The organism is Corallococcus terminator (assembly GCF_003611635.1).
GTDB classification, from domain to species: Bacteria; Myxococcota; Myxococcia; order Myxococcales; family Myxococcaceae; genus Corallococcus; species Corallococcus terminator.
Window position 1 is genome coordinate 1 of the sequence record NZ_RAVZ01000041.1, and the last position, 18,319, is coordinate 18,319.

Here is an 18,319-nt window from a genome sequence, read left to right on the forward strand (position 1 = left end):
CATCCCCACCCCGCCAAACGGCAGGTTCGGGTTCGCCACGTGGATGAGCACGTTGTTCACCACCACCCCGCCCGACGTCGTGTGCTGGAGCACCTCCTCCACCACCTTCGAGTCCTGCGCGAACACGTACAGCGCCAAAGGCTTCCCGCCTTCGTTGATGTGCGCGTAGATCTCCTCGCGCCGCTCGTACGTCAGCACCGGCAACACCGGCCCGAAGATTTCCCCCTCCATGATGGGCATCGCCTTCGTCACCCCGGACAACACCGTCGGGGAGATGTACCGCGACGGCCCGTCCGCCGTGCCGCCCGCCTCCACCCTCGCCCCCGCGGCGACCGTGCGGTCCAACACCTCCTTGAGCCGCTTCCAGGCCGCCGGGTCCACCACCCGCGCGAAGTCCGGGCTCGCCTGCCGCTCCGCCTCCGTCGTCCCGTAGAAGCGCGTCAACACCGTCTTGAGCGCGTCCAGGAACGCCTGCTGCTTCGACGCCGGCACGTAGATGTAGTCCGGCGCCACGCACGTCTGGCCCGCGTTGACGAACTTGCCCCACGCCAGCGCCTCCGCCGTCGCCACCAGGTTCGCCGACTCATCGATGATGACCGGCGACTTGCCGCCCAACTCCAGCGTCACGCTGGACAGGTACTTCGTCGCCGCCGCCATCACCTTGCGGCCGATGTTCGGGTTGCCCGTGAAGAAGAAGTGGTCGAACGGGTGCTGGAGCAGCGCCTCCGCCACGTCCGCGCCGCCCTCGAACGCCGCCACCTCGTTCTCCGGGAACACGTCCCGCGCCAACTGCGCCAGGAAGCGCGACGTGTGCGGCGTCTTCTCACTGGGCTTGAACATCACCGCGTTGCCCGCGGCGATGGCCGCGATGAGCGGCGCCACCAGCAGTTGGAACGGGTAGTTCCACGGCGACAGGATGAGCACCACGCCCTTGGCCTCGTAGCGCACGTGGCTGGACGCGCCCTTGAGCGTCAGCGGCGTCGCCACCCGCTTGGGCTTCATCCACCCCTTCAGGTGCTTCACCGTGTGGTTCAGCTCCTCCAGCGTCGGATGGATTTCCGTCAGCTCCACCTCCACCGCCGGCTTGCGGAAGTCCTGGTGGATGGCCTCCGCCAACTGCGTGCGGCGCTGGATGATGGCCTCGCGCAGCTTGCGCAGCTTCGCGATGCGCTCCGCGGGCGTGCTGCGCGACAGGTTCCAGCGGTTCGCGCGCTGTGACTCGAACACCGCGCGGATGCGTTCAATCTCCGCCGAGGGCTTGGGAAGGAGGGACGCGACGGCTTCCAGCATGACGGGCTCCGTTTCGGACAGACATGTACCGCGGGTGGGTCAGCGGGCCTGGAGCCCGCGAAGAAGGGTGGTGATGGCCGCTGTCAGCTCGGCGGTGAAGTCCACGCGCAACGGGGCCATGTGCGGCAGCGTCAGCACCTCGCGCGCCACCGGGGCGATGTCCGCCATCTGCCTCAGGCCCGTCACCAGCGCGTGCACGTGGCGGATGAGCTGCCCGGCGTCCTCGGCGGTGAGGAAGGGCAGGCGCTGCTGGAGCAGCCCCGCCGTTTCTCCCATGGAGACGAGCACGCGCTCCTTGAACCGCAGCGTCTGCTCCACCGTCACGTTCTGCTCCAGCATCGTCTGCATCCGCGCGAGCAGCCGCGTGAAGGTCTCCTCCCCCTCCAACGACTCCGCCACCGTGCGCGATAGCTGCTCCCCCGTCCACGCCCCGTGGCCCTGCGCCAGCCGCTGGTTCAACTTCGCGAACCACGCCGTCAGCAGGTCGTCCAGGAGCGCCAGGAACAGCGCCTCCTTCGTCGGGAAGTAGAGGAACACCGTCCCCTTGGCCAGGCGCACCCGCGCCGCCACGTCCGCCATCTTCACCTCGGCGAACGACGTGGCCTCGAACAGCGCCCGCGCCGCGTCCAGCAGCTCCCGCCGCCGCGCTTCCTTGTCCTTGTCCCGCCTGGCGCGCGGGGGAGCGAGTCGTCCGGGTTCCGATGGGCCCACCATCACTCGGAGTTAAATGACCGCCGGTCATCCGTCAAGCTGACCGCCGGTCATTCATCCAGCGGCCAACGCTCGTGGAGGAATGGCGCAGTGTGGTTGGGTGTGCGACGCTGGGTGACATCATGAGGCCCATCGACGCGGAGTTGCTGGCGGGCAGCGCGCTGTACCGGGAGGTGGTGCTGGCGAAGCTGGCCCACGCGCGTGAGTCGGTGTGGATCGCCACCGCCAACGTGAAGGCCATGTACGTGGAGGGGAAGGCGGGGAAGTTCGTGCCGCTCCTGGAGGTGCTGGATGGGCTGGCGGCGAGGGGCGTCGCGCTCAGGCTCCTGCACGCGGAGTTGCCCAGCCGGCCGTTCCGGGCCGCGTTCGACGCCCGGGCGCGGCTGGTGAAGGGGGGGCTGGAGATGAAGGTCTGCCCGCGCGTGCACTTCAAGGCGGTGGTGGTGGACGGGGCCTGGGTCTACCTGGGCAGCGCGAACCTCACCGGCGCGGGGCTGGGGGCCAAGGGGGACGACGTCCGCAACTTCGAGATGGGCTTCGTCACGGAGGACTTCGACGTCATCGACCGGACGACGGCCCTTTTTGACGCGGTGTGGAATGGCGCGGAGTGTCGAGGGTGCCGGCTCCGCACGGTGTGTCCAGACCCCATCTTGCCCTCCGGCGTGGGACAGGCGAAGAAACAGGGTGGGAAGCAAGGCCGGGATGCAGTGAGACTGGGGCAGTCTCGGCGCTTGCGTCGTTGATGGGAGAGCACCGCATGCAGCCGTCCGCGAAGCGTCACCACGCATGTCCCTGCGCGCAACGCGCCCAGGGGGACTAGGCCCGGGTGGCGCTCTTCGGTTCAAAGGCGAATGGCGACGCGGGGAACGACGACCGTGGACGCCAGCTTCAGGTGAAGCGGCGCACCTACTGGTGGTGCGCGCTGTTCTTCACGCTGGGCTCCCTGGCGCACCCGCTGGTGTTGGGCGCGCCGAATCCGGCGTTCTTCCTGGTCCACCTGGTGTGGTCCGCGGCGTTCGTCGTGCTGGGTGCGCTCGTGGGCGCCGGGTGGATCCGCGGCCAGGAGAGCGGCGTCGCGGCGGGCCTGGTGAGTCTGGTGGCGCTCACGCTGAGCGTCCACCTCACCGGCGGCCTGTCGAGCCCGCTGTATCCTTCCTTCTACACGGTGCCGCTGCTCGTCGCCGTCTTCACGCCGGGCCAGCGGCTGCCGGTGTGGTCCGCCATCGTGGGCACGCTGGTCGCGGTGGTGCTGATGACGACGTGGCAGTCCCACGCCCCATGGTCGGCGCTGCTCGGCCAGTCCATCAGCCTGGGCTTCACGTTCCTGGTGTCGGCGTACGGCGCGGAGACCTTCCGCCGCCTCCAGGCCGCGGAGCGGTCCGCGCACCTGGAGCGCGTGGAGGCCCTGCGCCAGCTCGCGGACAGCGAGCTGCGCCGCGTGCGCGTGGAGCGCCAGCGCGCGGAGGTGGAGCGGCTGGTGGTGGTGGGGCAGCTCGCCGCGGGCGTGGCCCACGAGGTGAACAACCCGCTCGCGTACGTGAAGTCGAACCTGCGCTACCTGGAAGAGGAGTGGGCGGAGGGCGCGCCCGCGGACCTGGAGGACGTGCGGCGCGTGCTGGAGGAGACGCAGCAGGGCGTGATGCGCATCCAGCAGATCGTCACCGACCTGCGCATGTTCTCACGCGATGAGCCCGGCGGCATGGAGTCCTGCGACGTCGCGGCGACGCTCGCCGAAGCCCAGCGGCTGGCGTCGGTGCGCCTGCGGAGCCTGGGCGTGGTGGAGCGCGACGTGACGCCCGACCTCGCCCCCGCGCGCGTCACCCCCCGTCACCTGGTGCAGGTGCTGGTGAACCTGCTCATCAACGCCGCCGACGCGCTGGAGTCCGTCCGCCCCAGCCGGCCCGCGCACGTGGTGCTGCGCGCGCGCATGGAGGACGGTCACGTGCGCGTGGAGGTGGAGGACAACGGTCCGGGCATCGCCGACGCCGTGCTGCCGCGCCTCTTCGAGCCCTTCTTCACCACCAAGCCGCCCGGACAAGGCACCGGCCTGGGACTGGCGCTGTGCCGCGAATACGTGGCGCGCGCCGGTGGAACGCTGGAGGCGGAGAACCGCGCGCAAGGCGGTGCGCGCTTCATCCTCCGACTGCCCGCGGCGGGCGCTGCCTCCCAGCCGCCGCGCCGGGAAGGGTCCGTCACCGAGGGCACGGAGCCCGCGGCCGACTAGCGCGCGGGCGTCCTTCGGCTCATCGCTCCAGCGCGTGCGCGACCTGACCCAACAGGCGCAGGCGCGGGGAGTCCAGCTTGCGCACGGTGCGCATGAGGCGGCGCACTTCCGGGCGCTCGCGGTACTCCGGCGGATCCTCCGCGAGCTGCGGCGCGCCGTCCTCCGCCACCGTCGCCGTCGCGCTCAATCCCAGCAGCACATCCGAGGAGCAGCTCAGCACCAGGCACAGCTTCCGCAACGTCCGGACGCTGGGCAGCATGTGGCCGCGCTCCAGCCGTCCGTAGACCTCGGTGGCGATGCCGACGCGCTCGGCCACATCGGCCTGCGTCAGTTCCAGCCGCTGCCGGGACGCGCGGACTGCGTTTCCAATGAGGGTGGCCAGTCGTTGTTCCATGGCGTCGAAAACCTGTCGAAAGAGGAGCTTCTCCCCCCGCTTTTGAGACGGAGAGGTACCGGGGAGAAGTCGCTGCCTTGCGTGACCTCGTGAGACACAGATTACGAGTGGGGTCTGACATCTCTGGACGTGCGGACGAACGCCGCAAACCCGCGACAACTCGCGGTTTCCGCCGTTCCGGCGCGCGCGTTTCGCAAGGCTTCCCGGGTGCTGTTTTCTTGCGCGATGCGAGCGTCGAACCGGGGTGGTAGGCGCGGGCGCGCGCTTCCCTCCCACGACGTCACGGGAAGGCCTTGCGGGGTCGCACGACCCGCAGGGTTGTTCCGCGCTGTTCTGGACGTTTTGAAGGGTCCGGGGAGACCGCGCGCTCCGGCAATCCAGCGCCGGAGCGGGTCCTTCACCGCGGAGTTTGCGGCGGCGAACGCTTCAGCCCGCGGCGTCCACGGACGGCAGCGCGGCGCGCGCTTCGGCGTACTCGCGCACCATGCGCTCCACGACGGCGGCCGCGGGCAGCACGTCCTTGACGAAGGCCACGCCGTGGCCCGCGCTCCAGGTGTCCTTCCACGCCTTGCCCTGGCCCGCGCGGAAGCGCTCCAGCGCGTTCTTGAGGAAGTTGCCGTGAACGCCCGTGACCTCCTTCGTGTACTCGAGGTCCTCCGGGCTCGCGTCCACCAGCGCCTGCTTGTAGTCGGGCGCGGCGCCCGCTTCTTCCGTCGCCAGGAAGCGCGTGCCCAGGTACGCGCCGTCCAGCCCCATGGCGAGCGTGGCGGCCAGGTGGCGCCCCGTGGAGAGCGCGCCCGCGAGCACCACCGGGATGCCCAGTTCCTGCTTGAGCCACGGGCCCAGCACCAGCGGGCTCAGGTGGCCCGCGTGGCCGCCCGCGCCGGAGCCCACCGCGACGAGCGCGTCCACGCCGGCCTTCGCGGCCTTCTCCGCGTGGCGCAGCGAAATCACGTCGCTCCACACCTTGCCGCCGTACGCGTGCACGCGCTCCACCACGGGCGTGGGGTCGCCCAGGCTGGTGATGACGAGCGGCACCTTGCGCTCCACCGTCGCGGCCATGTCCTCCTCCAGCCGTTCGGCCCACTTGAGGATGAGGTTCACGCCGAAGGGCACGTCCTTCGGGAACGTGGCGAGGAAGTCCCGGTACGCCTGCGCGGTCCGGTAGTTGAGCGACGGCACCGCGCCGATGGCGCCCGCGCGGCCTGCGGCCTCCAGCAGCGCCGCGTTGGACACCAGGAACATGGGGGCGGCGATGATGGGATAGCGGATGCCCAACATCCGGGTCACGGCGGTGTCGATGCGCGAAGGGGCCATGGGTGCATTGGAGCACGCGTGCGCGCGGGCGCGAGGCCGAAAAATCGGCCTGGGCGGCGTTGTCAATCGCAGCGTGTCTCCAGAGGGGAAAACCCCTGGTGTTTCCGTGGTTTACGTAGCACGTAGGGCTGACGTAAGGTGCGCCCCCCGGCCGAGGTCGGGAAAGCCGGGGGTTCCCTTCGGTGACGCGAACCGGGGAGCGCCGCCGAGCGTTTTTGCGGGGAGGCCAGACTCAGCCGTGAGTGATGAGCGTCCGGACGCGCTGCTCAAGAGCGCACTCGAAAAGATCGTCTACTTCGAGGCCCGTGCGCAGCAGTTGCATGGCGAGCTGGCGAACGCGCGCGACGAACTGTCGCACCTCAAGGAAGACCTGGCGGAAGCGCACCAGCGTGAGCTGGACCTGCGCCGTGAGCTGGCGGAGCTGGAGGTTCGCAGCGGCCGTGCCCTGGGCGAGCGCGAGGAGCTGACGCGGCTCAACCATGCGCTGCGCCTGGAGCGCAACCAACTGATGGAGAAGCTGCTGGATGCCAGCCGGATCCATTCGTCCGGGCATTCGCGCAGCGCTTCCCTGGACGATGACGACGAGCTGGGGTTCGACCTGGCGTCGTTCATCTCGCAGCTTCGCAGCGAGGTGATCCTCCGCAACGACACGGTGCCCCCGGTGCGCACGCCCCTGCGCGGGCCCGCGGTGCCGCTCAAGGCGTCCGAGCCGATCGTCCCGTGGACGGACCGTCCCGCGCCGCCGGTTCCGCAGCGGGCCTCGGCGGCCTTCGTGGCGGGGGACTCGGGGCTGTCGCCGGTGGCGCGCGAGGCGCAGCGGCTTCAGAACGAGGGCCGGCTGCGGGTGAGTCCGGAGCAGATGGCGGAGTTGTCGGGCCACGCGGGCAGCCCCACGGACGAGACGCTGTTCGGGTTCTCGGTGCGGGAGTTGTCGGCGGCGGACGCGGCGGCGCGGGTTCGCGCGGCGGAGCGGCTGAAGGCGCTGGCGCATCCGGCGGCGGCGCCCGCGTTGGCGGCGGCGCTGCACGCGGAGACGGACGCGATGGCGCAGGTGGCGCTACTCCAGGCGTTCGCGGGGCTGTGCCGGGAAGAGGGCGCTTCGGTGGTGTCGCCGCTGTTGTCCTCGCCGGTGCCGGAGGTGCGCATCGCGGCGCTCAAGGCGCTGCTGGTGCTGGCGCCCCGGGACGCGGCGCCGCATCTGGCGCAGGCGATGAAGGACTCGGACCGGTCGGTGCGCAGGCGCGCGTCGCTCTTGGCGCTGGGGCTGGAAGGGGAGACGGCGCGGCGGCTGGGCGAGGACGCCATCCACGACACGGACTCGGAGGTTCGCGCGCTGGCGGCGCTGGCGCTGGGCGCGGGTCGGGGCGAGAACGCACGGGCGCTGCTGCTGGAGGCGCTGGACGACGGCGAGGCGCGCGTGCGCAAGGCGGCGGCGCAGAGCCTGTCGCGCATCCTCGGGCATGACGTGTCCGCGGTGGTCACGTTGGATGATGCGCACCGGCGCCGGGAGATCCGCCGTCTGGCGACGCTGCCCGTGAAGCCCGTGCGCGCGACGCTGGAAGTGAAGGCCGTGGTGCCCGTGGTCGCGCGTGTCGCGCAGCCGGTGGGGGTCGCGCAGCCGGCGGGTGCCGCGCAGGCCGTGGGTGTCGTCCGGTCCGTGAGTGTCGCTCAGCCGGTGGGTGCCGCGCAGGCCGTGGGCGCCGCGCAGCCGGTGGATGTCACTCGGGCCGTGGGTGCTGTTGCGCCGCAAGCGGTTCACGTCCCGCCTCAGGCGGTGAACGTCGCGCTGCAGGCGCACGCATCGCAGCAGGCGGTGCTGGATGCCGCGCAGCAGGCCTTGCAGATCGCTCAGGCTGCGAATGCGACGCAGCAGGCGAACGTGGATGCCGCGCAGGCCGCGGTGAGCGTCGCACGCCAGGCGGTGGCGAACGCTTCGTCGCAGGCCGCCGTGAATGCCTCGCTGACAGCCCAGGCCTCGAACGATTCGCGGTGGACGGTGGCCCCTCCGATGGCTGCCCCCGCGCTCGCGGTCGCCACCGTGGGCGTATCCCGCGCCGCACCATCCGTGATGCACGGGGCCGTGCCCGCGATGGCGGCGAACGGCGGTGCCGTGTCCTTCTCCCCGGGTGCGCCCCCGTCCCGGCCCGTCGCCTCCGTGCCGCCTCCTCCCGCTGCCCCCGCCGTGCGCCGGACGCCCGTGCAGGCCGCGCTGGTGGCCATGGGCGCGCCTCCGCCCACCCGCATTCCGGCGCCTCCCGTCACGCCGCCCGTTCCGCCGCGCCGTGGACCCTCTCCCGTGGAAGCGCTGTGTGGGGCGATGTTGCAGGAGGTGCGGGTCGCCGTCCGGGGACGCTCGCTCCCTGAGCTGACGACCGGGCTGTCCGCTCCCATGGAGCTGGCACAGGAGGCTGTTGCCCTGCTGGTGGCCCGAGGGGCCATCGTGCGAAGGGGGCACAAATACTTCGCCGCTTGAGGCAAGGTGCATCGGCCGGGCCTCACACGTCATCCGAAGGGTCGTTCATGGAAGCGCCGACGTACAGCTCGAAGCAGGTGGCCGAGATGCTCGGCGTGACTCCGAAGGGCATCCCCGCGGAGCTGCGCAAGGACAGCTACGGCCCCGACGACGTGTGGGAGCTGCGCACGACGCTCAACCGCTTCCCGCCCAGCGCGGGCCACCGCCGCCAGCTCTTCCTCAACTTCAAGGGCGGCACCGGCAAGACGTCGCTGTCCACCTCCTACGCGTGGCGCCTGGCGGAGCTGGGCTACGCGGTGCTCCTCATCGACCTGGACAGCCAGGGCCACGCCACCAAGTGCCTGGGCTACGAGGGCGAGGACTTCGAGAAGACGCTCCTGGACGTGCTGGTGCGCAAGACGCCGCTCATCCAGGTGGTGCAGAAGTCCATGCTGCCCAACCTGGACTTCATCCCGTCCAACCTGAGCATGTCCACGGTGGACCTGGCGCTGATGCCCATGGCTGGCCGCGAGTTCAAGCTGCGCAACGCGCTCAAGGACGTGGAGGCGCAGTACGACTTCATCGTCTTCGACGCGCCGCCGTCCTTCGGCCTGCTGAACCTCAACGCGCTGATGGCCGCGAACGACTTGTTCGTGCCGGTGCTCGCGGACTTCCTCTCCTTCCACGGCCTGAAGCTGCTGTTTGAAACGGTGCAGAGCCTGGAGGAGGACCTGAACCACGTGCTGGACCACGTGTTCATCGTGGTGAACTCCTTCAACGCCACCTTCAAGCTGGCGAAGGAGGCGCTGGAAGCCCTCCAGACGCACTACCCGGAGTACCTGCTGCCCACCATCATCCGGCAGTGCACCAAGTTCGCGCAGGCCTCCAGCGAGGGCCGCCCGGTGTTCGTGGCGGATCCGACGTCCAAGGGGGCCACCGACATCCAGGCCATGCTCGACAACGTGCTGCCGCGCCTGGTGGCCGCGCACGCTCCGCCCAAGAGCGGCGGCGCCACGAAAGCCGGCTGAGATTCCGCCATGAAGAAAGCCTTCGAACAGAACGTGTCCCGCGCGAAGCCGCGCCTCCGCCTGGGGGCGTTCACCGGCGCCCTCGACCCGGCCGAACCCACGGCGCCCGCCGCCGAGTCCGCCCCGGAAGCCCCTCCGCCCGTCGCGGAGTCGCCGGACCTGTCCGCGGAGGTGCGTGCCCGCATCGAACGCGGCCGGGCCCCGCGTCCCACGGCCGCCGAGGCCATCGAGGCCGCGCTGAACGCGCCCTCCGCCCGCGCGCAGTCGCCGCAGGCCGCCCAGGGGTTGCCGGCGGTGACGGCGCCCACGTTCTCGCCGGTGTCCCACGCGCTGTCCGCGCTGGTGTCCCCGGAGGCGCGGCAGGAAGAGGAAGAAGCGCCGCCCGAGCCGTGGCTGGAGCACGAGTCTCCAGAGGCCGCGCCCGCCTGGAACGTGGCGGCGACCCAGCCCGCGGAGGAGTCCGCCTGGGACGCGGAGGCCGTGTCCCCCGTCTCACACCGCGAGGTCGCCGAAGCGGTCGCGGCGTCCGCGTGGAGCGTCTCCGCGGCGCACGTCGCGCAATTGAATGAGTCCACGCTGGAGTCCTTCGCCGTGGAGCCGGTGGCCACCGAGCCGACGCACGCGCGCTCCGAGTCCGCCGCGCCGACGCAGGCCCCGCCGGTCACCTTCGCTTCGCCGCCCCCGGCGATGGCGCGGGCGGAAGCCCCCCGGGCCGAGCCGGTCACCTTCGCCGGGCCCCCGCCAGCGGTACAGTTCGATGGACGGATGGGCGTTCAGGCCCTCCGCATGCCCGAGGCCGAGCCCATGACGACGTACGCTGCCGTCCAGGCCACCACCGTCACCACCGCCGAGCCGGTGGCCCGACAGGAGGCCCCGCCAGCCCAGGTCGAAGTGCAGACGCCCGCCCCTCCGCACGAGGCCATGGACTCCGAGTCCCGCCGCGAGCGCCTCAAGGCCCGCCTCAAGGCGGTGCGCGAGAACCCGCGTCCGGAGCCGCTGCCCGCCACCGTCGCGGAAGCCGGCCAGCGCGCGGTGGAGCGCATCACCCACCTCCAGTCGGACCTCACCAAGGTCAAGGCGCTCAACCTCACGCTCACCCAGGACCTGGAGGTGGCGCGCCGTCAGGCGGAGAAGGCCACCGAGGAAGCCCGGCTGCGCATGGACGAGGCGCGCCGCCTCACCGCGGAGATGGAAGGCCGCGTGAAGCTGCTCGCCGACCTGGAGCGTGAGTTGGCCGCCCTGGAAGGCGAGCGCGACGAAGCGCTGCTGTCACTCCAGGAGTCCCGTCAGGCCCTCCAGGCCGCGTCGAAGGAACACGACTCGCTGGAGCAGGTGGTGGCGCGCGGCAAGCAGGCCCTGGCCGACAGCCTCGCGGAGGAGGAGCGCCTCGCCGTGGAGCTGGAGAGCGCCAAGGACGAGTCCGCGTCCCTGCGCCGCGCGGTGGAGACGCTCCAGGGCGAGCGCGACGTGCTGGCCCAGCAGGTCGCGTCCCTCACCGCCGAACGCGCGGAACTGCTGGAGGCGCGCAAGGCCCTGGAGTCCGTGCACCGCGCCCTGAGCCAGGCCACGATGCGCTGACGGTGCCCCGCGAAGGACGGCGCGGGGCTGCTTCTCCCGCGCCTACTTCGCGTCCTTCGCCACGCCCGTGGACTTCGCGTCCGGGGTCTTCAACGTGGCGAAGCTGGCGGGCAGCTCGGGGCTCTTCGGATCCGCGGGGAGCTCCAGCTCCACGAAGCTTCCCGGGGGCTGGGCCTTCGACAGGGCCTTGAGGTACTTCCGGATGCGGTCCTGACGGGCCTTGCTCTTCGGGTGGTTCGAAAAACCGCCCCCGACGTTGCCCGTCTTCCCGAGCAGCGCGATGTATTGCTCCGGGTCGTAGCCTGAGGAGAGCATGAGCTGGACGGCCATCTCGTCCGCTTCGAACTCCTGGTTCTGGTTGTTGCCCGCCATGACGACCTTCAGGGTCGCCTTGACGATGTGCTCCATCATCCCCGTGTCCGCATCCAGGTCCAGCGAGCCATCGGACTTGCTCGCGGCGTCGATGGACTGCTTGAGCCGGGGGGAGAGGATTCCACCCACTGCCGCGCTCTTGCAGAGCGCGACCTTGACCGAGGCGTACTGGTGCAGGGCGTGCTTGAGCACCACATGGGCAACCTCATGCGCGAGCACGCCCGCGAGCTGCCCTTCGTTGTCCACCTGCTCCAGCAGCTTGCGCGACACCAGCACGTAGCCCCCCGGCGCGGACACGGCATTGAGCGCCTCCGTGTCGTTCAACACGCCGAAATTCCACGTGAGGGTTGGACGCTGCGACTGGGCCGCGAGGTTGCGGCCCACCGTGTTGATGTACACGTGCACCTGCTCATCCGTCTTGTTGCGCAACAGCAGCCCACCGCCGCCCTGCACGAAGTGGATGGTCAGCGCGCTGCCCAGCGCGTACTCCTCATTCACCGCGGGCTCCGCGCCCAGCTTGGAGCACTGACCTACCTCGTCGATGCCCTGGACGGCCCGGCTCGCGACATTGTTCGAGTTCACTGGCACGAGGGTCTTCGCCGCGCTCCTGACCCGGACGCAGGACGTCAGCCCCAGCCCCAGGCCCATCACCACCAGCACCTTCAACCCGGCGCGCATCACTTCGTCTCCTTCCGCGCCGGCGTGACGCCCTTCGCGTTGGCCTGCGCCCCGGTCTTCGTGTCCGGTCCCACCACCGGGAACAGCCCTGCCTGCTTCACGTGCTCGGCGATCACCTTGGGCGAGACGCCCGTGGCCAGCTTCTCCATGGATTTGATCTGCTCCACCGCCTTCGCGTAGTCGCCCCCTTGTCCCCGGCCGTACTTCTCCGCCCCGGGGCTCAGCGCCTTCACCGCCGCACCGCTGGACACGAAGGCCGCCGGATCGACGGCGCGCGTCTGCCCGTCCTTCGCCACCAGCTCCATGTTGGGCGGCTTCGTGGACAGGTTCGTCTGGAACACGTACCCGGGCTTGCCCTTGGGCTCGGTGACGAGGTGCCACTGCTTGTCCGTAGGGGCCGCGCCCTTCCACGTCACCTGCTGTCCGGGCTGGAGCACCACCACCACGTTCGCCGTGGCCTCCGGGCTTGCGAGGACGCGCGTATTGCGCGCCTTCACGTAGAGCTTCTCACCGGGCTTCGCCGCCCACGCCGCCGCTGCTGGCACCCCCAGCGCCAGCAGCAGGACGCCCATCGTCAGTCGCTTCATGGTCGTGCTCCCCAACTTCCTACGCCGTCACTTCTCAAGATTCGCCACGCCGTCGAATTTTTCGGGCGGTGACTCCTGGTACTCCCGGCAGCGCTCCAGCAGCTTCCCCGTGGGCCCATCCTCTGGCGCCCTCGCTGCCTCCGCCTCCAGCACCGCCGCCGCGTCCGCGAACCTCGCCCGCCGGAACAGCTCCAGGGCCTCATGGTAGTGCGTCACCGTGCGCTGCTGCTCCGGCGACAACTGGCCCTTGAGCGCGAGCAGCTCATACACCGTGACGGCCTCCGTCTTGCCCGCCACCCGCACGCGGTCCAACTCGCGCACCTCGATGTGGTCCTTCGCCAGTTCGTACGTGCGCGGGCCAATCATGATGACCGACCCGTAGGCCTTGTTCGCGCCCTCCAGTCGCGCGGCCAGGTTCATCCCGTCGCCAATGGCCGTGTAGCTGAAGAGCTGGTCGCTGCCGAAGTTGCCCACGAAGTTCACCGCGCTGTTCAGGCCGATGCGCGTGTACACGTCCGGGAAGCCCTTCTGGCGGAAGTCCACGCGCAGGGCCTCCACCGCCGCCTTCGCCGCCAGCGCGCCCCGGCACGCTCGGATGGCGTGGTCCTCCTGGTCCATGGGCGCGCCGAACAGGCACACCACCGCGTCGCCGATGTACTTGTCCAGGCACCCGCCCTCGTGCAGCAGCGTCCCGCTCACCGTCGTCAGGTAGGTGTTGAGGATGCGCACCAGTTGGCGCGGATCCTCCTTGAAGCGCTCGCTGAAGGTGGAGAAGCCGCGGATGTCGCTGAAGAAGGCGGTGATCTCCTTGTTCTCCCCATCCAGGCGCGGAAGCTGGCGCGAGCGGATCATCTGCTCCACCAGCTTCGGCTCCATGAAGTGGCTGAACGCCTGTCGGATGAACTTCGTCTCGCGGTTGGCCACCAGGTGGTTGAAGGCCAGTGCCGCCACGCTGGCGCCAATGCCCGCGAGCGACGGCATCGCGGTGAGCACATGCGTGTGCGACGTCTTGAGGACCCACCCCATGAGCACGTACAGCCCGAACACCAGGCCCACGGGCCACGCCACCTCCAGCGGCGCCCAGCGCGCCGTCATCAACAGCACCGCCGACAGCAGCGCGGCCAGGAAGGCGATGCCCAGGTCCACGCTCCAGTGCGCGCGGGTGATGAACTGGCCGGCCAGGAACGTCTCCATCACGGCGGCCTGCTTCGCGACCCCCGGCTCCGTGGAGGAGAAGGGCGTCGCCTTGATGTCATTGAGGCCCGGTGTGGTGCCGCCGATGATGACCACCTTTCCCCGGAAGGTGTCCGCGGCCAGCTCCAACGGCTCGCCCTTCTTGCGGTGGATCCAATCCTGGAGCACTTCGATGAGGCGCACCATCGGGTAGCGCTGGTGCAGCGGGCCGCCGTAGTCCAGCGCCGCGCTGCCGTCCGGATCCACAAGCCACGTCCGCTCGCCCAGCCGCAGCGTGCGGCCGGAGAAGGTGACCTCCTTCGCGCCCAGCAGGTCCGCCATCATGCGCACCGGCAGCGTCACGTAGGTGTTGATGCCATCCGAGTACGCGAAGCGCGTGCGGCGCATGGTGCCGTCCGTGTCCGCCTCCGTGTCCACCAGCCCGAAGCCCTGCACCGCTCCTATCAGGGCGGGAATGGGCAGCACCGGGTTGCGCGGCTCCAGCCTGCCTTGGTTCGACATGTACAGGAGTTCGGGCAGGGGCTGGCCGTCCGTCCGGCTCGCCGGAAACGCGAGCGCCCTGGCTTGGGCATCGAGCGTGGGCGTGGCCGTCGCGGGGCCATCCTCGAACTCCTCCGGGAACGTGTCGTCCTGCGACGGAGGCGAGACCGGGGGCGCCGCTTCGGGCGTGGCCAGCGGCACGGGGGCCTGGAAGTCCACGGGGGGCAGGGAGGGCGCGTTGCCGTTGGTCGCCATGCCCAGGTAGAAGGGCATGCCCGTCTCGCGCAGCACCTGCGCGAACCCCAGGTCGGCGGATTCGTCCGACGCGCGCTCGTCCATCACCGCGTCGAAGAGGACCGCCTTCGCGCCCGCCGCCTTCAGCTCCTGCACGATGCTCGCCCACAGCGTGCGCGTGTACGGCCAGTTGCCGAAGTTGATGCGCAGTTGTTCGTTCTTGCTGATGCGGTCGAGGGTGGTCTGGTCGATGGCCACCACCACCACGTGCGAGGACGGCTTCCGGCCCACCAGGTATGTGTTCAGGGCCCGGTCGTAGGCGCCGTGCTCCGGTACCTCCAGCAGGCGGGTGCCGTACTGACAGGCCCCCGCGACGAGCGTCGCCACCAGCGCGATCCCGAGCATCACCCGCCCATGGTCGCGCCAGCGCTGCTGGATGGTCTTCCACGGCTCACCGGCCAAGGCCCCTCCCCAAAGAGGTCACGGCCGGAACGCTACCCCAAGGGGCCGGGCTTCGCGGCATCCCGGGAGCCCTTCGGTGTCGGACCTCCCTCCAGGAGGGGCCGTCAGAGAGGTGAGAGCAGGAGTCCTTGCGAGCCTTTGGAGCCCCTGGCGTCCCGCCGGCCAGCGCAGAGCGGGGTGTTGCCGTCCCCAGGGGGCCGCCGGACCTTGCGTGAACAGGGCGCGGCCGCGGCCCTCTTGCGTCGCATGGGTCGCGCCTTCCCACCCCCGTTCAAGGAGCACCTCGTGGCTTTGGATCTCTTCCAAGAAAAAGGCATTCCCCTGGAGCGGCAGGTCTTCACCTGGAAGGACCTGGTGCGCAGGCCCTACAGCAAGCTGGACGATGATGCGTTCACCCGGACGCGCGTCATCCTGATGAACGGCATCGAAGCGGATGCGCTGCGCATGAAGCACATCTTCGCGCGGCTCAACCGGGAACTGCGGCCCCACCTGGCGCTGGTGCGGCGCGCGGAGCACCACCAGCAGACGATGGTCAACTGGCTCAACCCGCCGGACCAGAGCCCCCTCGAAACGACGCTTGGCTTCGAGCAGTTGGCCATCGAAGCGACCGCCAGCGTGGCCATCCATGAGCCAGACCCCTATCTGGCCCAGACCTACCGGTTCGGGATGCTGGAGGACTTCGACCACCTGTACCGCTACTCGGCGCTCTACGACCGGGTGGAGGGCAAGGACCCCAACAACCTCATCCAGTCCTATTCGGACATCCGTCCCGGACGCCCCACGTCGCTGGAGCACCGCCATCCGCTGGATGACGTGCGCACGCCCTACGACCACAAGACGGCGGATCCGCTGTCCAAGCTGCACGCCATCACCATCACCGCGTCCGAGTTCCAGACGCACGACTACTACATGACCGTGGGCCCCCAGTTCGCGGACCCCGTCGCGCGACAGCTCTACGCGGAGATCGCCTCCATCGAGGAGCAGCACGTCACCCAGTACGGCTCGCTCTGCGATCCGGACGAATCCATGCTGGAGAAGTGGCTGCTGCACGAGGCCGCGGAGGTCTACAACTACTACTCGTGCCTCGCGTATGAGACGAACCCGCACGTGAAGGCAGTGTGGCAGCGCTTCGTGGACTACGAGCTGGGCCACCTGCACTACGTGATGGAGCTGTTCAAGGAGATGGAGCAGCGCGACCCGGCGGAGGTGCTGCCCCGCACGCTCCCGGAGCCCATCGCGTTCAAGGAGCACCGCGAGTTCGTGCGCAAGGTGCTCGCGCAGGAGGTGGACATGCGCTCCAACGGTCCGGACTACGTGGCGCGGCTGCCGGAAGGCCACCGCTCAAGCATCTACCAGGCGCAGCTCAATTCGGAAGGGTCGCCGTCGGAGACGGTGGCGGCCGGTTACCACTGGAGGCCGGGCACGGAGCTCGCGGCGAAGGCGGAGCGCATGGGTTCGGTGCAGGAAGGCAGGAGGCTGCAATGAGCAAGGACACCGTCGCCGACATGGGACTGAACCGCACCGGCATCAAGACCTCCCCCATCGACAGCAAGGACATCGTCCAGGAGGCGCAGCGCGCGCCGCCCAGCAGTCCGGGGGATGCGCAGGGCATCCACCGGGTGCGCCAGCAGTACGCGCGGGAAGCGGACGGACTGGGCCACGTGCCTCCGCCGTCCAGCTTGAAGGGCGTGGCGAAGACCGCGGCGGGCCTGCTCAAGGGACAGAAGTCCACCGTGTTCATCGACAAGCTGGGGGAGCGGCTCGCCTTCGAGCGCACCGGCGTCCGGCTCTACGAAGGTGCCCTCTCCAAACTGGAGGTGTACGGAAGCTGGGAGGGCGGACCGTCCCGTGAGCTGCTCACGAAGATCCTCGATGACGAACTCAGCCACTTCGCGCTCATGACGGAGACCCTCCAGGGCCTGGGCGCGGACCCCACGGCGATGACGCCGTCGGCGGATCTCTCCGCCGTCATCTCCCAGGGCGTGCCCGCCGCCATCGCGGATGCGCGCACCAACCTGCGCCAGTGCATGGAGGCGCTGCTGGTGGCGGAGCTGACCGACAACGCGAGCTGGGAGCTGCTCATCGACCTGGCGCGCGGACTGGGGCACGACACGCTCGCGGACCGCTTCCAGTTGGCCCTGGACGCGGAGGCCGAACACCTGTCGCTCGTGAAGGGCTGGCTCGCGGCGGGCGTGGCCACCGAAGCCCGCGCTCCCCTGGAGTCCGCGTCCGTCCCCGCCCCTTGAGGCGTGCAGCCGGGCCCGGGGAGGCCGTTGCGTTGGGCATGACCCACTGTCGGTCGGGAGTGTTCACGAAGCGGACTCCCTGGGCCACGGGCAGGCAGGCACGCATGGCCTTGGGTGGCGGGAGGACACAGCTTGTGGCTTCGCCCACGACTTCTTCACGGGCAGGGAGGGACACGCCATGCACCTCAGCGAACTGGGAGGCTCCGAGGGCCTCGAGCACAACCCCACGCTCAACCGCGAGTCGGCGGTGGCGCTGGGCGCGTTCGGCGCCATCACGGCCGGGGCCGTCTACCTGGGCGCGCGAGGCACGCGCGAGGCCGTGTCGCAGGGTTGGTACAAGCGCCTGAAGAAGCCGCCCTTCCAGCCGCCCGGAGCGCTCTTCGGCCCCGTGTGGACGACGCTCTACGCGCTCATCGCCGTCTCCGGCTGGCGCATCTGGGGCTCTCCGGCGGGCACGAAGCGCTCGAAGGCGCTGGGCCTGTGGTTCGTCCAACTGGGGCTCAACGCCGCCTGGTCCCACCTGTTCTTCAGGAAGCGCGACGTGCGCGCCGCCGCGGTGGAGAACTGGGCCCTGCTGGGCAGCATCGTGGCCTATACCGCCGCCGCCAGCGGCGTGGACCGCAAGGCCCCGTACCTGATGGCCCCGTACCTGGGCTGGGTGACCTTCGCCAACGTGCTGTCCACCGACATCGCCCGCCGCAATGCCTGACGTCGTCGGTCCGGGGAGACGTGCGCGGGCCCTCTCTTCGAAGAGGCCCGCGCGTTTCGTCCCCTCATCATGAAGGCTTCAATTGCGCAGGCGGTTGGGACGGCCCGCGTTGTTGAACGACAGCACCGCGGCGAAGTAGCGAGCCTGGTTCTCCGAAGCGCAGCGCACCTCCTGGATGCGCCCCGCGACCTTCACCCGGACCAGCCACCCCTCGTTGTCGCGGCTGACAGGGGTCTCGCTCGGCGGCATCGTCATGTTTTCCATTGTGGTGCTCCCTCCCGTGCACTCCCCTAGAGCACCCGCCGTGCCAGGGGATGGATGCGTGGGATTCCAGCCCTTTGCATCGGGCCCGGGGCCCTTGCG

General features: G+C 70.1%; 16 protein-coding genes. 8 read left to right on the plus strand and 8 right to left on the minus strand.

The window, feature by feature from the left end; genetic code table 11:
- Both D7V88_RS08770 and D7V88_RS08775 read right to left on the minus strand, forming a co-directional pair.
- Positions 1–1,290, minus strand: a 1,290-nt coding sequence (locus D7V88_RS08770) for an aldehyde dehydrogenase family protein (protein ID WP_120540164.1), incomplete at its 3' end; no start/stop codon positions are given.
- 39 nt (positions 1,291–1,329) lie between these two features.
- A complete protein-coding gene (locus tag D7V88_RS08775; protein WP_120540165.1) occupies positions 1,330–2,004 on the minus strand; it encodes a TetR/AcrR family transcriptional regulator in 675 nt (224 codons plus the stop codon).
- 119 nt (positions 2,005–2,123) lie between these two features.
- On the opposite strand from D7V88_RS08775, the gene D7V88_RS08780 reads away from it, so the two are divergent.
- Positions 2,124–2,744 carry a phospholipase D family protein gene (locus D7V88_RS08780; RefSeq protein WP_120540191.1) on the plus strand — a complete coding sequence of 207 codons (621 nt, stop codon included), beginning with the start codon at positions 2,124–2,126 and terminating at the stop codon, positions 2,742–2,744.
- A gap of 83 nt (positions 2,745–2,827) precedes the next feature.
- Positions 2,828–4,225 (plus strand): sensor histidine kinase, encoded by a 1,398-nt coding sequence (locus D7V88_RS08785; protein WP_120540166.1) that lies wholly within the window; start codon positions 2,828–2,830, stop codon positions 4,223–4,225.
- A 19-nt stretch (positions 4,226–4,244) separates the two neighbouring features.
- Here D7V88_RS08785 and D7V88_RS08790 read toward each other — a convergent pair whose 3' ends face one another.
- Both D7V88_RS08790 and D7V88_RS08795 read right to left on the minus strand, forming a co-directional pair.
- Positions 4,245–4,619, minus strand: coding sequence for a helix-turn-helix transcriptional regulator (locus tag D7V88_RS08790; RefSeq protein ID WP_120537402.1), 375 nt, complete (start codon positions 4,617–4,619; stop codon positions 4,245–4,247).
- A 426-nt stretch (positions 4,620–5,045) separates the two neighbouring features.
- Positions 5,046–5,936: an NAD(P)H-dependent flavin oxidoreductase gene (locus tag D7V88_RS08795; RefSeq protein WP_120540167.1), complete on the minus strand. Its 891-nt coding sequence runs from the start codon at positions 5,934–5,936 to the stop codon at positions 5,046–5,048.
- A gap of 238 nt (positions 5,937–6,174) precedes the next feature.
- On the opposite strand from D7V88_RS08795, the gene D7V88_RS08800 reads away from it, so the two are divergent.
- The 3 genes from D7V88_RS08800 to D7V88_RS08810 are packed head-to-tail and all read left to right on the plus strand — an operon-like array spanning position 6,175 to position 10,994.
- Positions 6,175–8,409 carry a HEAT repeat domain-containing protein gene (locus D7V88_RS08800; RefSeq protein WP_120540168.1) on the plus strand — a complete coding sequence of 745 codons (2,235 nt, stop codon included), beginning with the start codon at positions 6,175–6,177 and terminating at the stop codon, positions 8,407–8,409.
- A 47-nt stretch (positions 8,410–8,456) separates the two neighbouring features.
- A complete protein-coding gene (locus tag D7V88_RS08805) occupies positions 8,457–9,416 on the plus strand; it encodes a ParA family protein (protein WP_120534039.1) in 960 nt (319 codons plus the stop codon).
- A 9-nt stretch (positions 9,417–9,425) separates the two neighbouring features.
- Positions 9,426–10,994, plus strand: coding sequence for an extensin-like protein (locus D7V88_RS08810; protein ID WP_120540169.1), 1,569 nt, complete (start codon positions 9,426–9,428; stop codon positions 10,992–10,994).
- 42 nt (positions 10,995–11,036) lie between these two features.
- On the opposite strand, the gene D7V88_RS08815 is transcribed toward D7V88_RS08810, so the two are convergent.
- From D7V88_RS08815 to D7V88_RS08825, 3 genes are read right to left on the minus strand one after another with little or no spacing between them, the layout of a single operon-like run.
- Positions 11,037–12,044: a M48 family metallopeptidase gene (locus tag D7V88_RS08815; protein WP_244238061.1), complete on the minus strand. Its 1,008-nt coding sequence runs from the start codon at positions 12,042–12,044 to the stop codon at positions 11,037–11,039.
- Positions 12,044–12,631 (minus strand): SH3 domain-containing protein, encoded by a 588-nt coding sequence (locus D7V88_RS08820; RefSeq protein WP_120540170.1) that lies wholly within the window; start codon positions 12,629–12,631, stop codon positions 12,044–12,046. Before D7V88_RS08820 ends, D7V88_RS08815 begins: the two co-directional genes overlap by 1 nt.
- 27 nt (positions 12,632–12,658) lie before the next feature.
- On the minus strand, positions 12,659–15,001 hold the full coding sequence (locus D7V88_RS08825; protein WP_120540171.1) for a CHASE2 domain-containing protein: 2,343 nt from the start codon (positions 14,999–15,001) through the stop codon (positions 12,659–12,661).
- A 285-nt stretch (positions 15,002–15,286) separates the two neighbouring features.
- On the opposite strand from D7V88_RS08825, the gene D7V88_RS08830 reads away from it, so the two are divergent.
- From D7V88_RS08830 to D7V88_RS08840, 3 genes are all read left to right on the plus strand, one after another.
- Positions 15,287–16,486 carry a hypothetical protein gene (locus D7V88_RS08830; RefSeq protein ID WP_120540193.1) on the plus strand — a complete coding sequence of 400 codons (1,200 nt, stop codon included), beginning with the start codon at positions 15,287–15,289 and terminating at the stop codon, positions 16,484–16,486.
- Positions 16,483–17,247, plus strand: coding sequence for a ferritin-like domain-containing protein (locus tag D7V88_RS08835; RefSeq protein ID WP_120540172.1), 765 nt, complete (start codon positions 16,483–16,485; stop codon positions 17,245–17,247). The genes D7V88_RS08830 and D7V88_RS08835 overlap by 4 nt, the downstream gene beginning before the upstream one ends.
- Before the next feature lie 178 nt (positions 17,248–17,425).
- Positions 17,426–17,956 (plus strand): TspO/MBR family protein, encoded by a 531-nt coding sequence (locus tag D7V88_RS08840; RefSeq protein WP_120540173.1) that lies wholly within the window; start codon positions 17,426–17,428, stop codon positions 17,954–17,956.
- Positions 17,957–18,034: 78 nt separating this feature from the next.
- Here the strand turns inward: D7V88_RS08840 and D7V88_RS08845 are convergent, their stop codons facing one another.
- On the minus strand, positions 18,035–18,211 hold the full coding sequence (locus tag D7V88_RS08845) for a hypothetical protein (protein ID WP_372241074.1): 177 nt from the start codon (positions 18,209–18,211) through the stop codon (positions 18,035–18,037).
- Positions 18,212–18,319 lie beyond the last annotated feature (108 nt).